The sequence below is a fragment of the Psychrilyobacter atlanticus DSM 19335 genome, assembly GCF_000426625.1.
In the GTDB taxonomy this organism is placed as follows: Bacteria; Fusobacteriota; Fusobacteriia; order Fusobacteriales; family Fusobacteriaceae; genus Psychrilyobacter; species Psychrilyobacter atlanticus.
In genome coordinates this window covers 1,748,246-1,765,193 of the sequence record NZ_KE384547.1, presented here as the reverse complement: position 1 = coordinate 1,765,193, position 16,948 = coordinate 1,748,246, and the positions used below count along the sequence as shown (strand labels likewise).

Below are 16,948 nucleotides of genomic sequence, written 5' to 3'. Positions count from 1 at the left end.
GTTTACTGCTTTTTTTAATGGTAATGAATAGATTTTTTTGTGGTATACTAAGAGAAAATGAAGGATAAAGGAGGAAATTATGCCATATGAAGGAGCAATATTTAGACCACCAAGTGAGGCCAACAGTCTGATATTACAAGTTACCGTAGGGTGTTCCCACAATAAATGTACTTTTTGTTCTATGTATAAGGAAAAATCATTTCGAATGAAATCTAAAGAAGAGATATTTGCTGACATTGATACTTACACTAACGACTTTTATACCAAAGCTTTTTTGGCTGATGGAGATGCGATGCTGCTTTCAACCGACCTGCTCATTGAGATAATCAGACGAGTTAAAAGTAAAATGCCGAAGATAAAAAGGATCGGGATCTATGCCCACGCCAATAATCTAAAGACTAAATCTGTGGAAGAACTGAAATTACTTCACTCTGAGGGATTGAATATAATCTATGTAGGGATAGAAAGCGGCAGTGATAAAATTTTAGAAAAAATAAACAAGGGGATTACCTCCAGTGAGATGGAAAAGCAATTGATGAAAGTTTCAGAGAGCGGGATAAAACTTTCCATAATGATTATTTCAGGACTAGGAGGCAAAGAATTAACCCATGAACATGCTATTGAATCAGCGAAACTCCTCAGCAAAGTAAAACCAAAATTTCTCTCCCTCCTGACTTTGATGTTAGACGAGGGGACACAGTTTTATAACGATGTCAAGGAGAATAAAATAGAATTATTGAATCCCGAGGAGATCTTATTAGAAACCAAACTAATGATAGAGAACTTGGAGTTAAAGAACACTATATTTCGGGTAAACCATGCTTCTAACTACCTGAGTTTAGAGGGAGTACTGAACAAGGACAGGGAACGTATTTTAGAAGAGATAGACACAGCTGTTAAAGATAAAGACTATATACCTGAATATTTTAGAAGGTTATGATCCTTTTGTTCTGGAGTCATATAATTTTGTGAAAGCTAGAATAGTTTACAAGAATATATTGTTTAATTTAATTTGAAAATTTAGATAAAAAAGTTGACAAAATCATAGATTTAAACTATTATTAATCATAAGTGAACCAAAAATGAAATAAATTGTTTAAAAATTTCATATCTATTATAAAAAAGTAAGATATCTTAGAATATACGATATTAAGTTATTCGAGTCAGATTTACTTCCTCAAGGGAGTAGTCTGATTTTTTTTTTGAAAAATAAGGGGGATAAATTGAAGAAAAAAAATGTATATGTATCGGGGTACGGAAAAGCACATGAAAAATCAGCTATAACAAAAATATATGGAATTTTTGCTCTAGGGATGATAGTAGATCCAAATACAGATGAGATCTTAGAGGTGGAGGGATCTTTAGTTTTGGATATAACTAAAAATTTTTTAAAATGTCTGTTTGTAGGAGAGAAGATCACAGATGAAAAAAAAATAATTGAAAAGATTAATGATCTATATTTTGGAGCCTCAAAAAAAGCATTTATTATAGCTTATAAAGATGCATTGAGAAGGTATAAGGAGAAAATTAAATATAATATTTAAAATGATTTTGTCTATGGATTTTTAGATATGGAGTAAATTTTATATAGTGCTATTATCATAATGGAGGTAGAAATAATGTATAAAATCGGTATATTTGATTCTGGGGTAGGAGGATTAACGGTTCTTAAAGAAATTCAAAATATAGTTCCTTCAAGTCATATACTTTACTATGGAGATAATGGGAATGCTCCTTATGGGGATAAAACAGAAATAGAGATAAAAGAACTTTGTTTAAAAATAGGAGAGTTTTTATATGAAAATGAAGTTGATATTATAGTGATAGCCTGTAACACAGCCACTGCAGCATCGATAAAAGCAATGAAAAATAAATTTCCTATTCCTGTCATAGGTGTAATAGAACCTGGAATAAGAGCAGCATTAGAAGTTACTCAAAATAAAAATATAGGTGTAATATTAACCCCTGCAAGTGCCAAAATGGGAGCATATAAAAATGTATTTGATGTGGTAGCCCCTAAAACTATTTCTTTAACAGAAAAAGGATGTAAACTTATCTGCCCAATGATAGAAAATGGATGGGAGGATCACTATGGTAGTTATCTAACTGATGAAATAATCAAACTTTATATAGAGCAAGTTTCCCCTGAAATAGATACCCTTATCTTGGGCTGTACCCATTATCCTATTGTAGAAAGAAATATTGCTAAATACTTTAAAAAAAATATAGTGAATCCGGCCAACGAAACTGCAAATGAACTGTTGAAAAAACTTTCGATGATTAAGTCGAAAAAACAAGACAATATTGATGCAAAGATTGAATTTATAGTCAGTGGAGACAGTAAAAAATTCCTTGATTTTGCTGAAAAATTCTTAGGAGAAAAGATAGATAATATTTATGAATTAGATCTGCACAAAGAATACAAGGGTTTACTCTATAATGCAGTATAATAACTTTTATTTTCTTATTAAATCTTAATTACGGAAAAATAAACGAGGCTCTCAGAATAATATTCTGAGAGCCTTTATTTATATTTAATTTTTTTATATTACCAGTATCGATTAAAAAAATAGTTTTTATTTTATTCTTTTTATAAAGGGTCAATTTGTGGAATTATTAAATGTGAAATAAAGGAAAATAAATATAATCTCAGTAGGATATATCAATGGGAAAATAAATTATATCAGATAAAAATAATGAAATAGGAGGCAGATATGAAAAAAATATTAATTATTTTGACTTTGTTGACATTGATATTAAGTGGATGTAATAATAGTCAGACTAAAAAGGAAGAAGAAACGGGACAGGTAGAAAAAATAAGATTGAATCAACTGGAAAATAGAGAAGATGTATTTTATAAAGTAGGAGAAGAACTGCCGTATACAGGATTAGTAATTGGAAATTCTATTGAAGGGATTAATTTAGTAGAGAGAAGTTATAAAGATGGAAAATTAAACGGTAAATATATAACTTATTATGAAGATGGAGAAATGAAGGAACAAATAAGCTATACGAATGATGAATTAGATGGTCAAAAAATAACTTACTATGAAAATGGAAACAAAAAAAGTCTATCTAATTACATTGAAGGTGTATTAGAAGGACAAAATATCAGATTTTACGATAATAAACAAGAGAGAGAGGTAGAAAACTATATAAATAATAAATTAAGTGGTGAAAAAATAGTTTATTATAGAGGAGGAGAATTAAAAGAAAAAAGTAATTATGTAGAAGGGCAGTTAGAGGGAGAATATTTATCATACTATGAAGATGGTCAAATCAAATCAAAGATAAATTATAAAAATAGTGAGGTTGAAGGGGATTATATAATCTACTATGAAGATGGTCAGATTAATAATAAAAAAACTTATTTAAATAGAAATTTAAATGGAGAAGCTTTGGGATATTATAAAAATGGAAACTTGAGGGTTAAAAAAAATTATAGTAATGGAAAACTAGATGGAGAATATATAACTTACTATGAAAATGGCCAAATAAGGGATGCAAGTAACTATGTAGATGGAGAATACAATGGGAAAGGTCTAGCATATTATATGACAGGGCAAATAAAAAAAGAAGTAAATTATGTAGAAGGACAATTAGATGGAAAATATATTCAATATTATGAGAATGGAAAGATAAAAAATGTTTATAATTACCAAATGGGAACAGAAGAGAAAAATATAGAAAAAGAATCTGAGGAAGCTTCAAAAAAATTATAATTTATTTTAAAGGAGGTGAAAATCTCCTTTTTTTTACTTCTAAATGTGATAAAATTAAAAGAAAAATTAGAATTCAGGAGAGAGAATGAATACAGAATTAGAGAAAAAAAAGATATTGCCCCTACTTATCAAGTTTTCCATACCATCAACTATAGCTGTTTTGATAAATATGATATACAACATTACCGACAGATATTTTATAGGACAGAATGTGGGAAGGGATGGGATAGGTGCCTTAGCTATTATATTTCCGATAACTATACTGATAGGTGGAATTGGGATGTTTTTTGCCATTGGAGGAGCTTCAGCAGCAGGGATAAAATTAGGAGAAAGGGATAAGGACGGTGCCGAAAAGGTCTTAGGGACTACGATATTTTGGATAATCATGATAGGTTTGAGTTTGACAGGTTTAATCCTTTTAAATTTAACTCCTATCTTAGAAATATTGGGAGCAAGTAAAAATAATATAGGTTATGCTTATACTTATTACGCATATATAATTCCAACTCTTGTGCTTCAATTGGTGTTTATGTCTCTCAATGCTTTTATCAGGACAGAGGGAAATCCTATGTTGTCTATGAAGATTAATCTACTTGGAGCAGTTTTAAATACAATCCTAGATTATATCTTAATTGTAAGGTTTGGAATGGGAATAAAGGGTGCAGCCATTGGAACAGCTGCAGCTGGTGTAGTTCCTGCAATAATACAGTTATATCACTTTTTTAGATCGGATATAATAACTTTAAAATTAAAAAATATAAGACCAAATTTAGAAGTAATGATGGAGATTTCAAAGATAGGTATAGGGTCATTTTTAAATCAATTTCTAAATGGAGTTTCAGTGTATATTATGAACATTAAGTTAAACTATTACGGGGGAGATCTGGCTATAGCAGCAGTTGGAATAGTATCTACTTCAAGAAATTTTATAAATACAAGTTTTATAGGATTTAACCAAGGAAGACAACCCATACTATCCTATAATTATGGGGCAAAAAAGTTTGATAGGGTAAAGGAAACTTTTATATTGTCTACGAAGATTACATTTACGGTGGCCTTAATCCTTGTTTTTGTAGTTGTAGGGAATGCAGATACAGTAGCTAGATTTTTTGTGAACGATGAAAAACTTATAGAATTTACAGGTCATGCAATAAAATTGAATCTGTTTATGATGGTGTCTACAGCTCTCTATCTGTCGGGAACAAATTATTTTCAGGCAGTAGGAAAAGGGAAAAAAACTACTCAGTTATTAACAATAAGGTTAGCAGTCCTGACTATTCCTCTTATATATATATTACCTGTATTTTGGGGGTTAAATGGTGTTTGGCTGGCATTTCCAATTTCAGATACTATAGCAGCAATAGTTGCTATGTATTTTATGAAGAAAGAATTTAAGGAGATGGAGAGTAATTCTTCAGTGGAATCGATTTCACTTTAAGATGAAATTTTTTTAAAATGACTGTTGATATTATGGGAAATTTGTTTTACCTTGTATTTTTAATAAAAAGTAGTTATAATTATAGATATAAAAACATTAATTTTAAAAAAATGATTCTTAAAGATAAAAGGATGGTCTGCAATGAAAAAAAAGATTACAACAGATGAAATATATAATATTTTAAAAGATAGAATTATTCAAATTAAATATGAACCTGGAATAGTTTTAAATGAGGTTGATATTGGAAATGAATTTGAAATAAGCAGGACACCTATAAGAGAGATATTTCAAAGGTTAAACAGTAATAAATTACTTAAAATTATACCAAGGTATGGGGCTCAGGTCTCACATATTGATTTTAAATATATGAAGTCAGTATTTGAAATAACCAGAGAATTTGACAGCCTTGCCACAAAGCTGTGTGTAGATAAAATTTCAGAAGAAGAAATTTCTAAACTTGAAGAAATATATAATAACCTTCTCCAATATAATATTGAGGAGGACTATCAAAAAGCTATTTCAGAGGATGAAAAATTTCATAAGATAATTTTAGAGAATTGTGGGAATACATGTCTAGAAGAGATACTTTCTAATTTGCATATTCATACTGAAAGATTGTGGCATTATTCTGAAGATCATATAGACTCAATGGAAATTTTCACCGAAACATTGGGGAAGATTCTTACAGCTATAAAGGAAAAAGATAGAGACAAAGCAGAAAAATATGCCCGTGAGCATATAGATGTTTTTGTTGAAAAAATCAAAAAAGAGATGCTTTAAATAAAATTAATAAAAAAAATCCGAGAATTATTTCTCGGATTTTTTTATTGTCCTGGGAATTATAAAATGATTTAATACATTAAACATTTTAAATACTGTGGTTGAAGCCAACATAGATGTTGATTTTTATTAACTTTAATTATGTGAAAAAAAAATCAAAAAAAATTTGGATAATATAAAATTGTAATGTATACTCCTGATATAAGATAAAAATACAACAAGTATACAACAAATAGAATAAAAGTATTTTTAGGAGGAGGGTTCTTTGGAATGTTTAATAGTAAGTAATAATCCAATGGTTAAAGAAAAATTTGATAATGTTTATTTTATTGAAGGTACATCGAGGGAGCTACTAGAAAAGGTAAGAGATTTGGTTCATAGTGGGAGTGAGTTGTTGACTCATCCATTGGGGGCCAGCTTGAGAATGATGTTTTCACCATATTTTTCTGTAATAGTTAAGGAAAAAGAGGGAAAGTTAAATTGTTTTCATACTGAAATTATTGAATCAAGTATTGAAAAATATAATCAGCATATGGGGGTGAGAGAAGAGGATATTAAAAATTCTAAAGATTATGCAATCGTTGACTATAAGCTTTTAGAATCTGCACTTGGGGAAATTAAATAATAATGCAATGTCTTTTTAAAAATTTTGGAGGTGTCATTTTGAAGTTAGAACATAGAAAAATTAATATTAAGGATATACAGTTTGGAGAAAAAACAGAAGTAGTGAATGGAGTGTTATTTGTAAACAAGGAAGAAGTAGTAGCTGAGTTAAAAACAAATAATAAAATTAAAGAAGTAAAGATTGATATAGCAAGACCGGGAGAGAAGGTAAGAATTATTCCTGTAAAAGATGCTATTGAACCAAGGGTAAAAATTGAAGGGGAAGGAGATCAATTTCCAGGTGTATTAGCAAAAGTAACTCAAGCAGGAGAAGGGAAAGTTAATATATTAAATGGTGTTGCAGTGGTAACCATAGGAGATATTGTAGGATTTCAAGAAGGTGTAATTGATATGTGGGGCGAAGGTGCTAAATGGACTCCCTTTTCTAAGACATTAAATCTAGTAGTAGAGATTATTCCTATAGATGGTTTAGAACCTCATGTTCATGAAGATGTTGTCAGAATGGCGGGACTAAAAGCCGCTGCATTTATTGGAGAAGCAGGAAGAGAGATAGAACCAGATGAGGTTGAAGTTTATGAAACTGGAAGCATGGTGGAAGAGATTGCAAAATATCCTGACTTACCAAAAGTTCTGTATGTAGAAATGTTGATATCTCAAGGATTATTACATGACGGTTATATATATGGTGTAAACAGTCAACAGATATTACCGACATTATTACATCCAAATGAAGAGTTGGATGGAGCGGTTATCAGTGGGAACTGTGTAGCTGCCTGTGATAAAATAACAACTTACCAACATCAAAACAATCCGGTTATGAAAGATTTATATGCAAAACACGGAAAGGAATTAAACTTTTTAGGTGTTGTATTAACTCCAGAATTAACAACTTTAGCGGGGAAGATCAGAACATGTGATTATACAGCTAAATTATGTAAGATGGTAGGAGCTGACGGAGTTATTGTATCGGAAGAGGGATACGGAAATCCAGATACAGATCTATTGATGATCTGTAAAAGATTGGAAGATTCAGGAATAAAAACAGTTTTAATTACTGATGAATGTGCTGGAAGAGATGGAATGTCTCAGTCGCTTGCAGATACAGCAAAAGAAGCAGTTGCGGTAGTTTCAGGAGGAAATGTAAGTCACTTGGTTACTCTACCACCTGCAGACGTAATTTTAGGAAATATGGAAGCCATATCTACCTTAGCAGGAGGATGGGAAGGTTCACTTCTAGAAGATGGAAGTTTTCAATGTGAGTTAAACGCAATAATAGGAGCAACATCAGAGATTGGATATCATAATTGTACATCTAAATTATATTAATAACTATGACTGGAGGGGAATATATAATGGAAAAAAAGTTTAAAGTAGTATATTATTTGAATCAGTTTTTTGGTCAAATAGGTGGAGAAGATAAAGCAGGAATGAAGCCTCAATTTATAGAGGGAAATGTAGGACCGGCAACGGCTTTTGATGCTTTATTAAAAGGAGAGGGAGAAGTAGTTGGAACTGTAATTTGTGGAGATAACTATTTCAATGAAAAAAAAGAAGATGCTATGGCACAGATTAGTAAAATGATAAAAGACGCTAAACCAGACATAGTTGTAACAGGGCCAGCTTTCAATGCAGGAAGATATGGGATGGCGTGTGGAGAAATTGCCAAATATGTGATAGAGGAATTAAAAATTCCAGCAATAACAGGAATGTATATTGAAAACCCGGCAGTTGAACTTTGCAAAGCTAAAGTTATAGTTGCTGAAACAGGGGCTTCGGCCGGTGGTATGCGTAAAGCTTTAAAATCAATGGCAGCAATTGTGAAAAAAATAGTAGCTGGAGAAGAATTAGGATTACCTAAAGAAGATGGGTATATTCCTCAAGGGAAGAGAAAAACAATCTTTGTAGAGAAAAGAGGATCTGAAAGAGCTGTAGATATGCTTTTAGACAGATTAAATGGAAGAGAATTTACAACAGAACTTCCAATGCCTGTGTTTGATACAGTAGATCCGGCAGATGCGATTAAAGATATAACTAAGGCGACTATTGCTTTAATTACAACTGGTGGAATGGTACCAAAAGGTAACCCAGACAGGATTCAATCAGCCAGTGCCCAAATATGGGGAAGATATGATATAAATGAATTTGATAGTCTCAAGGAAGCAGGATTTATTACTATTCATGGAGGGTTTGACCCTGTGTATGCAAATGAAGATCCAGATAGAGTAGCACCTCTTGCAATGTTAAAAAAACTTGAAGCTGAAGGTCAAATAGGAAAAGTAGAGAAATATTTCTATACGACTACAGGAACAGGAACATCTGTAGGGAATGCCGTTAAGTTTGGAAAAGAGATGGGTGAGTTACTCAAAGCAGATGGTGTGGATGGAGTAATCATGACTTCTACCTGAGGAACTTGTACTCGTTGCGGTGCAACGATCTTGAAAGAAATAGAAAGATTTGGAATAGCGGTAGTTCATATGTCTACAATTACCACTATATCTAAATCAGTAGGTGCAAATAGAATTGTTCCGACTATTGCAATACCACATCCAGTAGGAAACCCAAAACTTTCTTCTAAGGAAGAGGGAGAATTAAAATATAGTCTTGTAAAAAGAGCCGTAGATGCTTTATCTACAGAGGTTTCTGGTATAACTGAATTTGAATAAATAATTGATTATTTTTTCTTGAGCCCGTGGTAAAGGGCTTGAGAAAAAATATTTTTTTCTCTACTTAAAAATGCCCTACTTAGGAAGACTACACAATTATCGATTATTCCCTTTTAAAATCAGTCTTTCAGAGATTAGGGGTAATAAAGTGTCTTTTGAAAAAAAGGAGGTTTGGATGGTAAACGAAAAAATCAATAAAAAAACTGTCATGATGTTTGGTGGAGCTATAATTGCTTTTCTGATAGGTTCAGGATTTGCGACCGGACAAGAAATCTTACAGTATTTTGCCGGTTATGGTTACTTAGGATTAGCGGGTTCTGCTGTTGTTTTTCTACTCTTAGTATATGTCTGCTCTAGTTTTTTAGAGGTTGGGCACAGGGAGAAATTTGAAAAAGGTAACGACATCTATAAATACTATTGTGGAGAAAAATTAGGGTTCTTCTTTGATTATTTTTCAACAATATTTTGTTTTATGTCTTTTGTAGTCATGGTAGCAGGTGCATCTGCTACCATGACTCAGCATTATGGGACACCGGCGATAGTTGGTGGACTTTTAATAGTTTCTTTGTCTTTAATCACAGTACTTAGAGGATTGTCTAGGATAGTTGAAATCGTTGGAAGAGTCGGGCCTATTATAGTTGCTATCGCAATTTGTGTAGGTCTTGTAGCTATCGTCAAGAACTATGCAAACCTAGATCCCAAAACAGTGTCCTTGTCCATAGAATCTTTGAAATCTTCCGAAAAACTGGTGAAGGCATCATCATCATGGTATTTAGCTGCTTTTTCATATGTTGGTTTCTGTATGCTTTGGTTAGCCGGATTCCTGGCTTCTTTAGGAGCAAAGGCTCAAAGTTCGTTAGAAGCTAAATCTGGAGGGATCCTTGGAGGAGCTCTGTTCTCCCTGGCAGTAGTGGTTATCACCTTGGGGCTACTGTCGTCTATCAATACGACAGCCGGTACACAAATCCCAATGCTTTACCTTGCTAACAATATTCATCCACTGTTTTCCAGTATATTTGCTCTAATAATCTTAGCAGGAATTTTCTCCACAGCAGTTCCTTTACTTTGGAGTGTCTCAGCGAGATTTACTGTAGAGGGCACAAAGTCATTTAAAGTTCTTACATGTTCACTAGCTACTTTAGGTTTCTTTATTGGAATATGGCTTCCTTTTGATAAACTTGTGAACATTGTTTATGTTATCAATGGGTATCTTGGTGGTATCCTGTTGGTGATAATGTGTTACAAGAGTATTAGTAGAAGGTTAAAGAAGAAAACGGTAATTCTTATTAAAGAAACTGAAAAAAGGGTGAAACAATAATTTATGCAGCTAAAAGGTGATTTCTGTATTTTACAGGAGTCATCTTTTTTAACTTTTTTCTTTATTGATAATATTAGCTATAAGATCTCTGAATCTTTCCAGTGCTCTGGAGGGGTTAAGTTAAAGATTTTTTAACTGATGGATTCCATTAGTAAGAGTTATAAGACCCGATGCCATAATGACAATATTTATAGCAGATTTATATTAAAATTAAGCTAAGAACTGTAATGAAGTTAAAAATTTAAAGGATCAGATATGTTGAATCCAGATTAAAAGCGGCCATTATTTTTCTAAAATTGGTCGCTTTTTCATTTTTCTTGAGTTATACTTGAATTAAGACAAAAAATAAAGGTTAAATATTAGGAGGGGGAGAGATGAAAAGATTAATAATATTAACTATGATATTAGGGACGATGTCTACTATGGCAATGGCAGACGCAAAGGGAGGTCGTGAAGGACAGCTTAGTTTTATTCCTAAAATTTCTATGGGAAAAGATGTTGGAAGCGGATTTACAGACGATACTTTTAAAGGGATAAATGCTGATATACTATATGGTGTAACAAAAAACTTTGAGATGGGTGTAAATATAGCTTGGGTTCCCTATGGTTTGGATATGAAAGACACTACAGGGGTAAAAAGTTATGACGATACTTTAGATACTTTTGGATTGATGGGTGTAATGAGATATAGCTTTAATCAATTGGATCTATTGACTCCCTATGTCAGTGCTAAAGGTGGATGGGTATTTGGGGATGCCAAAGTAGTTTCAACAAGTGATGAAGTTGAAAAAATCGAAGGTCAATGGGCAGCAGGTGTAGCAGCAGGGCTGGAATATAAAAATGTTAATTTAGAGATAGGATATCAGATGACAGAATTCAAGGAATCTACTAACCCAGGGTTTCAAAAAGGGACGACTCAAGAAGAGTTAGTATATGTATCTTTAGGGTATAGATTTGAATAATAAATTAAAAAAGGAGAAAATTCAATTGAATTTTCTCCTTTTAATATTAAGAAAGATATAAAATTTATAAAAATCTTAATTTATGACTATTTGGATGTAATGTTATGTTGCTTATTTTCCTTCAAAATGTCTTTCTAATAAACCTTTGAAAGCTTTTCCATGTCTAGCTTCATCTTTAGCCATCTCATGTACTGTATCGTGGATTGCATCAAATCCTAATTGCTTAGCTCTTTTAGCTAATTCAAATTTACCAGATGTAGCACCGTATTCAGCTGCAACTCTTAATCTTAAGTTTTCTTCAGATGAATCACAAACAACTTCTCCTAATAATTCAGCAAATTTAGCTGCATGTTCTGCTTCTTCAAATGCAATTCTCTTGTATGCTTCAGCAACTTCAGGATATCCTTCTCTGTCTGCTACTCTTGACATTGCTAAGTACATTCCAACTTCTGTACATTCTCCTGCAAAGTTAGCTTTTAATCCTTCGATGATTTCAGCATCTCCACAAGCTAATCCTTCTCCTAACTTATGCTCAGTTGCCCACTCTTCAGTTGCATTTTCATCATAAGCTACGAATTTATCTTTACCAGCTTTACATACTGGACATACTTCAACATTTGCATCTAATATTTCTCCACATACTGTACATCTTACTTTTACCATTTTTAACCACTCCCTGTATATAATTTTTATTTTAATTTAACAACTTTGTATTGATTACAAAAGTATAATAACTCGTTTAGCAGATAATGTCAACAATTATTTTATAGGAATTAAAAGATAATAGACTGACTCAGGATTATCTATACCCAGATATGATTCGTCATAGAGTTCAAAGGAATTTATTCCTCTTTCCATATCCGGAGTAATTTCTCCTCCTACCATTGTAAAGGTAAATACATCGGTATAAAATTTTTCTATTGTTTTGTCATTCATAATCCCCTTAGAACTAAATTTAGCATACTTTCCTCCAGGGATAGTTATATCTTTTCTTGTGAATTCTTTTAAAATAGGTGTGTTTATATCGGCACAAGCTGAATAATCAAACTCCTGGGTAGTTATGTCAAAATTTTTAGAGACTCCATAGAGAGCTCCAGCAGCTTTATAATCGATAGATTCTACAAAGGTCATCCATAAGTTATTGATAAGACCTTCTTTTTTATTTGTTGTTGTAATATGCTCTTCAATACCAAAACATTTTTGTTCCTTAAATTCTACATTTTCAAATTTCATCCTGCCTCCTAATTAATTATATATATTAAAATACCTTTCATTATAAATATACTCCCATTTATAAAAAATACCAAGAATAATAATTTTGACAATTTAAAAGTTAGGTGGTAAACTTCTTGTATAGGGTGTGGGGGTATATTTGGGAGGCGAAAAATTAACTGATTTAAAACTATATATGACTTTAAATGTTGGTTAGATTTCAAAAGGTTATAATATTTGTGTTAAAAAACTATTTTTGAATTAATTATAAATTATTGATTTTATATTGGGCCAAAAGGTCTCCAAGGGGTGAGGAAAATGAAAACTTTGGTACTAAAGTTAACGGGTTTAGGATGCGGGAAGTGTAAGAAGAAAGTAGAGGGCATAGCAAATAATATGGATGGGGTAAGTAAGGGGGTAATAGATTTAGAAAATTCTACTTTGACCATTAACTTTGAGAGTGAGATTTTAGTTGATTTAGACTATCTAAAAAAAGAGATAATAAATGCAGGCTATGGAGTTTTGGAACAAGGGGAAAATAAGAAAGATAAGAAAGAAAAGAATGAAAATGTTGAGCCTGAAAAAGAGCAAACTATAATAGAAGGTAAAGTTTTAACAACTGAGATTATTGAGGTAGGTGGTATTACCTGCCAGGCATGTGTGAGAAGTATTGAGACTAAAACAGGGAAATTAGATGGAGTAGAGAAGGCGGACATAAATTTTTTAACGAGTAAATTAGAGATAGTTTTTGACTCTACAAAGGTAAATCTGGATACCATAAAGAAAACAATTGAATATGCAGGATATGAAGTTATAGAGAAAAGCTTCATGGAAGATATAACTCTGAAGATTGAAGGGATGACATGTCAATCGTGTGTTAGGAGTATAGAAGTGAACCTGGGGAAGGAACAAGGTGTCGATGAAGTTGTAGTAAATTTAACCACAGAAAAAATGAGGATAAAATTTAATAAAAAAGAGATAAAATTATCTCAAATCAAAAAAAAAGTAGAGTCTTTGGGGTTTAAAGCCGTAAAGGATGAGAGAGATTTGGATTTTGATAAGAAAAAATTAGAATTGAAGAAAAAATGGTATGAATTGATGGGAATGCTGTTTTTTGGAGGGGTAATATTATATATAGCAATGGGATCTATGCTGGGAGCTTCTCTGCCTGGAGTTATTGATCTGGATAAAAACCCAATGAATTTTGCAATGATCCAGCTGTTGTTTACAATACCAGTAGTTTATTTAGGAAGAAGATTTTATTTAGTGGGGTTCAAAGTTTTATTTAGAAATCCCAATATGGATAGCTTGATAGCCATTGGTACAGGAGCAGCTATACTGTATAGTCTGTATGGAACTCTTGAGATCTATATGGGGAATATAACTATGGCTCACCATCTGTACTATGAATCAGCAGTGGTAATCTTAGCCCTTATCTCTTTGGGGAAATATTTGGAGGATGTAAGTAAGGGGAAAACCTCAGAAGCAATTAAAAAATTAGGAAGTTTAAGGCCTAAAATGGCAGCTATATTGAAAGATGGACAGATTATAGAGGTAGAGGTAGAAGAGGTAGAAGTAGGCGACATTGTATTGGTTAAACCTGGAGAGAAAGTTCCGGTAGATGGGATAGTTATAAGCGGTCAAACCAGTATAGATGAATCTATGCTGACTGGTGAAAGTATACCTGTGAAAAAAAGGGTAGGAGATCGTGTGGTCGGAGCCAGTATAAATAAAAATGGAAGTATCCAGATAGAAACAAAGGCTACAGGAGAAGATACTACCCTATCCCATATAATAAAATTAGTAGAAGATGCCCAAGGTTCTAAAGCTCCTATTGCCAGGATGGCAGATATAATATCAGGATATTTTGTACCAGTAGTTATAGTGATTGCTATGATTTCATCAACTCTCTGGTATTTAGCAGGGAAATTAGGATGGATGGAGTTAAATAATGATCCAAGTATATTTGCTCTCACTATATTCATTGCAGTATTGGTTATAGCTTGTCCATGTTCTTTAGGTCTTGCCACTCCTACAGCTATCATGGTAGGAACAGGTATGGGAGCTAAAAATGGAATCCTTATAAAAGGTGGAGAAGCACTAGAAACTACCCATAAACTAGATTATATAATTTTTGATAAAACAGGAACTATTACCCTTGGAAAACCTGTGGTAACAGATGTAGTGGAGGGGGAGGAAAGCAGGATAATAGATAGAGAGAAATTATTGCAGCTGGCTGGATCTCTAGAAACTCATTCTGAACATCCACTAGGAGATGCCATAGTAGAAGAAGTAAAGACAAGAGGAATGAAACTCTTAGAAGTAAATGGATTTAATTCAGTGACAGGAATGGGAATAGTAGGAGTAGTAGAGAAAAAGAGCATCTTGGTTGGAAATCAAAAATTGATGGTAAAAAATAATGTAGAAGTGCTAGAAGAAGATAAAGAGAAAGTAGATCAATTGGCTAAACAAGGGAAGACACCTATGATGGTTGCTATAGATGGAAAACTTAGCGGGATAATAGCAGTGGCTGATCCAATAAAAGAAAGCAGCAGAAAAGCCATTCAAAATTTAAAAGATATGGGCATCCAGGTGGCAATGATAACTGGAGATAATAAGAAAACAGCAGATGCCATAGGGGAACAGGTAGGGATAGATATGGTTTTATCTGAAGTTATGCCAGAAGATAAGATAGAAGAGGTAAAAAAATTACAGGAGCAGGGATATAGAGTAGGGATGGTAGGAGACGGGATAAATGATGCTCCTGCACTGGCTCAGGCAGATATAGGAATAGGAATAGCTTCTGGAACAGATGTAGCTATGGAATCAGCGGATATAGTACTTATGAAAAGTGACTTAAAGGATGTAGCTGTGGCTATAGAGCTCAGCCGTGCTACCATTAAAAATATTAAGCAGAACTTATTTTGGGCATTTGGATATAATACTTTGGGGATACCGGTAGCAGCAGGATTACTCTATATATTTGGCGGACCATTACTAAATCCAATGATAGCAGGAGCAGCCATGGCAATGAGTTCAGTTTCTGTAGTGAGCAATGCATTGAGATTAAAATTATTTAAAAGTAAATATTAGATATTATTCTAATGTGGATAAGGGACTATCTTTCTTTTGGAAAGGCTAAGGGAAGTTTTTTAGAGGAGATAATTAAATTAAATTTTAAATGTGAGGAAACCATAGAAGGAGGGATGAGATGTCAACATGCTGTGCAGATAAGAAGTCACACCATAATGAGGAGTTAAAGAAAAAATTAAAAAACAGATTAAACAGGATCGAGGGCCAGGTCAGAGGGATAAATAAGATGGTAGAAGAGGATATATATTGTGATGATATATTGACTCAAATATCATCGATAAGGAGTGCTCTCAGCGGGACAGCTAACTTGCTACTAGAAGCTCATATGAAATCATGTATGATCGAGCAACTATCTGAGGGGAAAACAGAGGTTATAGATGAACTCCTGGTAACTATAAAAAAAATGATGAAATAAAGATAAATATATTGAAAGGCTGAGTAATTAATTTTACTTGGCCTTTTTTATATTATTTAATCCCTTGATAATATTAGGAAATTAACATATAATTTTAGTAATAAACTATGAACATTTTAGGAGAAATTTATGATATTAATGATAGATAACTACGACTCCTTTACCTATAATTTAGTTCAATATTTGAATGAATTAGGGGAAGAGGTAAGGGTGTATAGAAACGACGAGATAAGTATAGAAAAAATCAGGGAATTAAACCCTGATATGATAGTGATATCTCCCGGGCCTAAAACACCAGATGAGGCAGGAATAAGTGTAGAAGTAATAAAAAAATTCTATAAAACTATACCTATATTAGGAATTTGTCTAGGACACCAATCCTTGATTCAAATATTGGGTGGAGAGATAATAAAGGCTGAAACACCAGTCCATGGAAAGGTAGAAGAGATACCTCATATTGGAAGAGGAGTTTTTAAAGGCCTTAAAAATCCAATAAAAGTGACAAGATATCATTCCCTTATAGCCGATAGAAATAAATTACCGAAAGAATTGATTATTACAGCAGAGACTGTTGATGGAGAGATAATGGGAGTAAGGCATAAAAAATATCTTTTGGAGGGAGTGCAGTTTCATCCGGAAGCTCTCCTAACAGAGTGTGGACATGAGATGCTGGCTAATTTTTTAGCAGAAGCAAAAGGAGATTTTAAATTAGGAGAATAGT

Annotated in this window: 16 protein-coding genes; 14 read left to right on the top strand and 2 right to left on the bottom strand. The window is 32.7% G+C overall.

Translation table 11 applies throughout. From position 1 onward, the window contains the following. Positions 1-79: 79 nt before the first annotated feature. The 11 genes from K337_RS0108975 (at position 80) to K337_RS0108920 (ending at position 11,507) form a co-directional block, all read left to right on the top strand. Entirely contained in the window at positions 80-940 is an 861-nt protein-coding gene (locus K337_RS0108975) for a radical SAM protein (RefSeq protein ID WP_028856308.1), read from the top strand. A 283-nt stretch (positions 941-1,223) separates the two neighbouring features. Further along, the gene (locus K337_RS0108970) at positions 1,224-1,544 is read left to right on the top strand and encodes a DUF3870 domain-containing protein (RefSeq protein ID WP_028856307.1); all 321 of its coding nucleotides are present in this window, start codon (positions 1,224-1,226) and stop codon (positions 1,542-1,544) included. A gap of 75 nt (positions 1,545-1,619) precedes the next feature. Next, complete coding sequence (gene murI / locus K337_RS0108965) at positions 1,620-2,450, top strand: glutamate racemase (RefSeq protein ID WP_051251690.1); 831 nt, start codon at positions 1,620-1,622, stop codon at positions 2,448-2,450. A 264-nt stretch (positions 2,451-2,714) separates the two neighbouring features. Continuing rightward, the gene (locus tag K337_RS0108960; RefSeq protein WP_028856305.1) at positions 2,715-3,722 is read left to right on the top strand and encodes a toxin-antitoxin system YwqK family antitoxin; all 1,008 of its coding nucleotides are present in this window, start codon (positions 2,715-2,717) and stop codon (positions 3,720-3,722) included. A gap of 85 nt (positions 3,723-3,807) precedes the next feature. Next, positions 3,808-5,160 carry an MATE family efflux transporter gene (locus K337_RS0108955; RefSeq protein WP_028856304.1) on the top strand — a complete coding sequence of 451 codons (1,353 nt, stop codon included), beginning with the start codon at positions 3,808-3,810 and terminating at the stop codon, positions 5,158-5,160. Between the two features lie 141 nt (positions 5,161-5,301). Beyond that, positions 5,302-5,940 carry a GntR family transcriptional regulator gene (locus tag K337_RS0108950; RefSeq protein WP_028856303.1) on the top strand — a complete coding sequence of 213 codons (639 nt, stop codon included), beginning with the start codon at positions 5,302-5,304 and terminating at the stop codon, positions 5,938-5,940. 265 nt (positions 5,941-6,205) lie between these two features. Further along, entirely contained in the window at positions 6,206-6,565 is a 360-nt protein-coding gene (locus K337_RS0108945) for a GrdX family protein (RefSeq protein WP_028856302.1), read from the top strand. 38 nt (positions 6,566-6,603) lie between these two features. After that, complete coding sequence (locus K337_RS0108940) at positions 6,604-7,890, top strand: glycine/sarcosine/betaine reductase component B subunit (protein WP_028856301.1); 1,287 nt, start codon at positions 6,604-6,606, stop codon at positions 7,888-7,890. 26 nt (positions 7,891-7,916) lie between these two features. Beyond that, positions 7,917-9,227, top strand: coding sequence for a glycine/betaine/sarcosine/D-proline family reductase selenoprotein B (locus tag K337_RS0108935; RefSeq protein WP_084140834.1), 1,311 nt, complete (start codon positions 7,917-7,919; stop codon positions 9,225-9,227). Between the two features lie 175 nt (positions 9,228-9,402). After that, on the top strand, positions 9,403-10,545 hold the full coding sequence (locus tag K337_RS0108925; protein ID WP_028856298.1) for a YkvI family membrane protein: 1,143 nt from the start codon (positions 9,403-9,405) through the stop codon (positions 10,543-10,545). Between the two features lie 374 nt (positions 10,546-10,919). Beyond that, positions 10,920-11,507 (top strand): outer membrane beta-barrel protein, encoded by a 588-nt coding sequence (locus K337_RS0108920; protein WP_028856297.1) that lies wholly within the window; start codon positions 10,920-10,922, stop codon positions 11,505-11,507. A gap of 111 nt (positions 11,508-11,618) precedes the next feature. Here the strand turns inward: K337_RS0108920 and K337_RS0108915 are convergent, their stop codons facing one another. Continuing rightward, a complete protein-coding gene (locus K337_RS0108915; RefSeq protein ID WP_028856296.1) occupies positions 11,619-12,170 on the bottom strand; it encodes a ferritin family protein in 552 nt (183 codons plus the stop codon). Positions 12,171-12,266: 96 nt separating this feature from the next. After that, complete coding sequence (locus K337_RS0108910) at positions 12,267-12,740, bottom strand: GyrI-like domain-containing protein (protein WP_028856295.1); 474 nt, start codon at positions 12,738-12,740, stop codon at positions 12,267-12,269. A gap of 297 nt (positions 12,741-13,037) precedes the next feature. Between K337_RS0108910 and K337_RS0108905 the strand changes: the two genes are divergently transcribed. From K337_RS0108905 to K337_RS0108895, 3 genes are all read left to right on the top strand, one after another. Beyond that, complete coding sequence (locus K337_RS0108905; protein ID WP_084140833.1) at positions 13,038-15,812, top strand: heavy metal translocating P-type ATPase; 2,775 nt, start codon at positions 13,038-13,040, stop codon at positions 15,810-15,812. A 118-nt stretch (positions 15,813-15,930) separates the two neighbouring features. Then, the gene (locus K337_RS0108900; RefSeq protein ID WP_028856293.1) at positions 15,931-16,227 is read left to right on the top strand and encodes a metal-sensitive transcriptional regulator; all 297 of its coding nucleotides are present in this window, start codon (positions 15,931-15,933) and stop codon (positions 16,225-16,227) included. A 129-nt stretch (positions 16,228-16,356) separates the two neighbouring features. After that, on the top strand, positions 16,357-16,947 hold the full coding sequence (locus K337_RS0108895; RefSeq protein WP_028856292.1) for an anthranilate synthase component II: 591 nt from the start codon (positions 16,357-16,359) through the stop codon (positions 16,945-16,947). Position 16,948 lies beyond the last annotated feature (1 nt).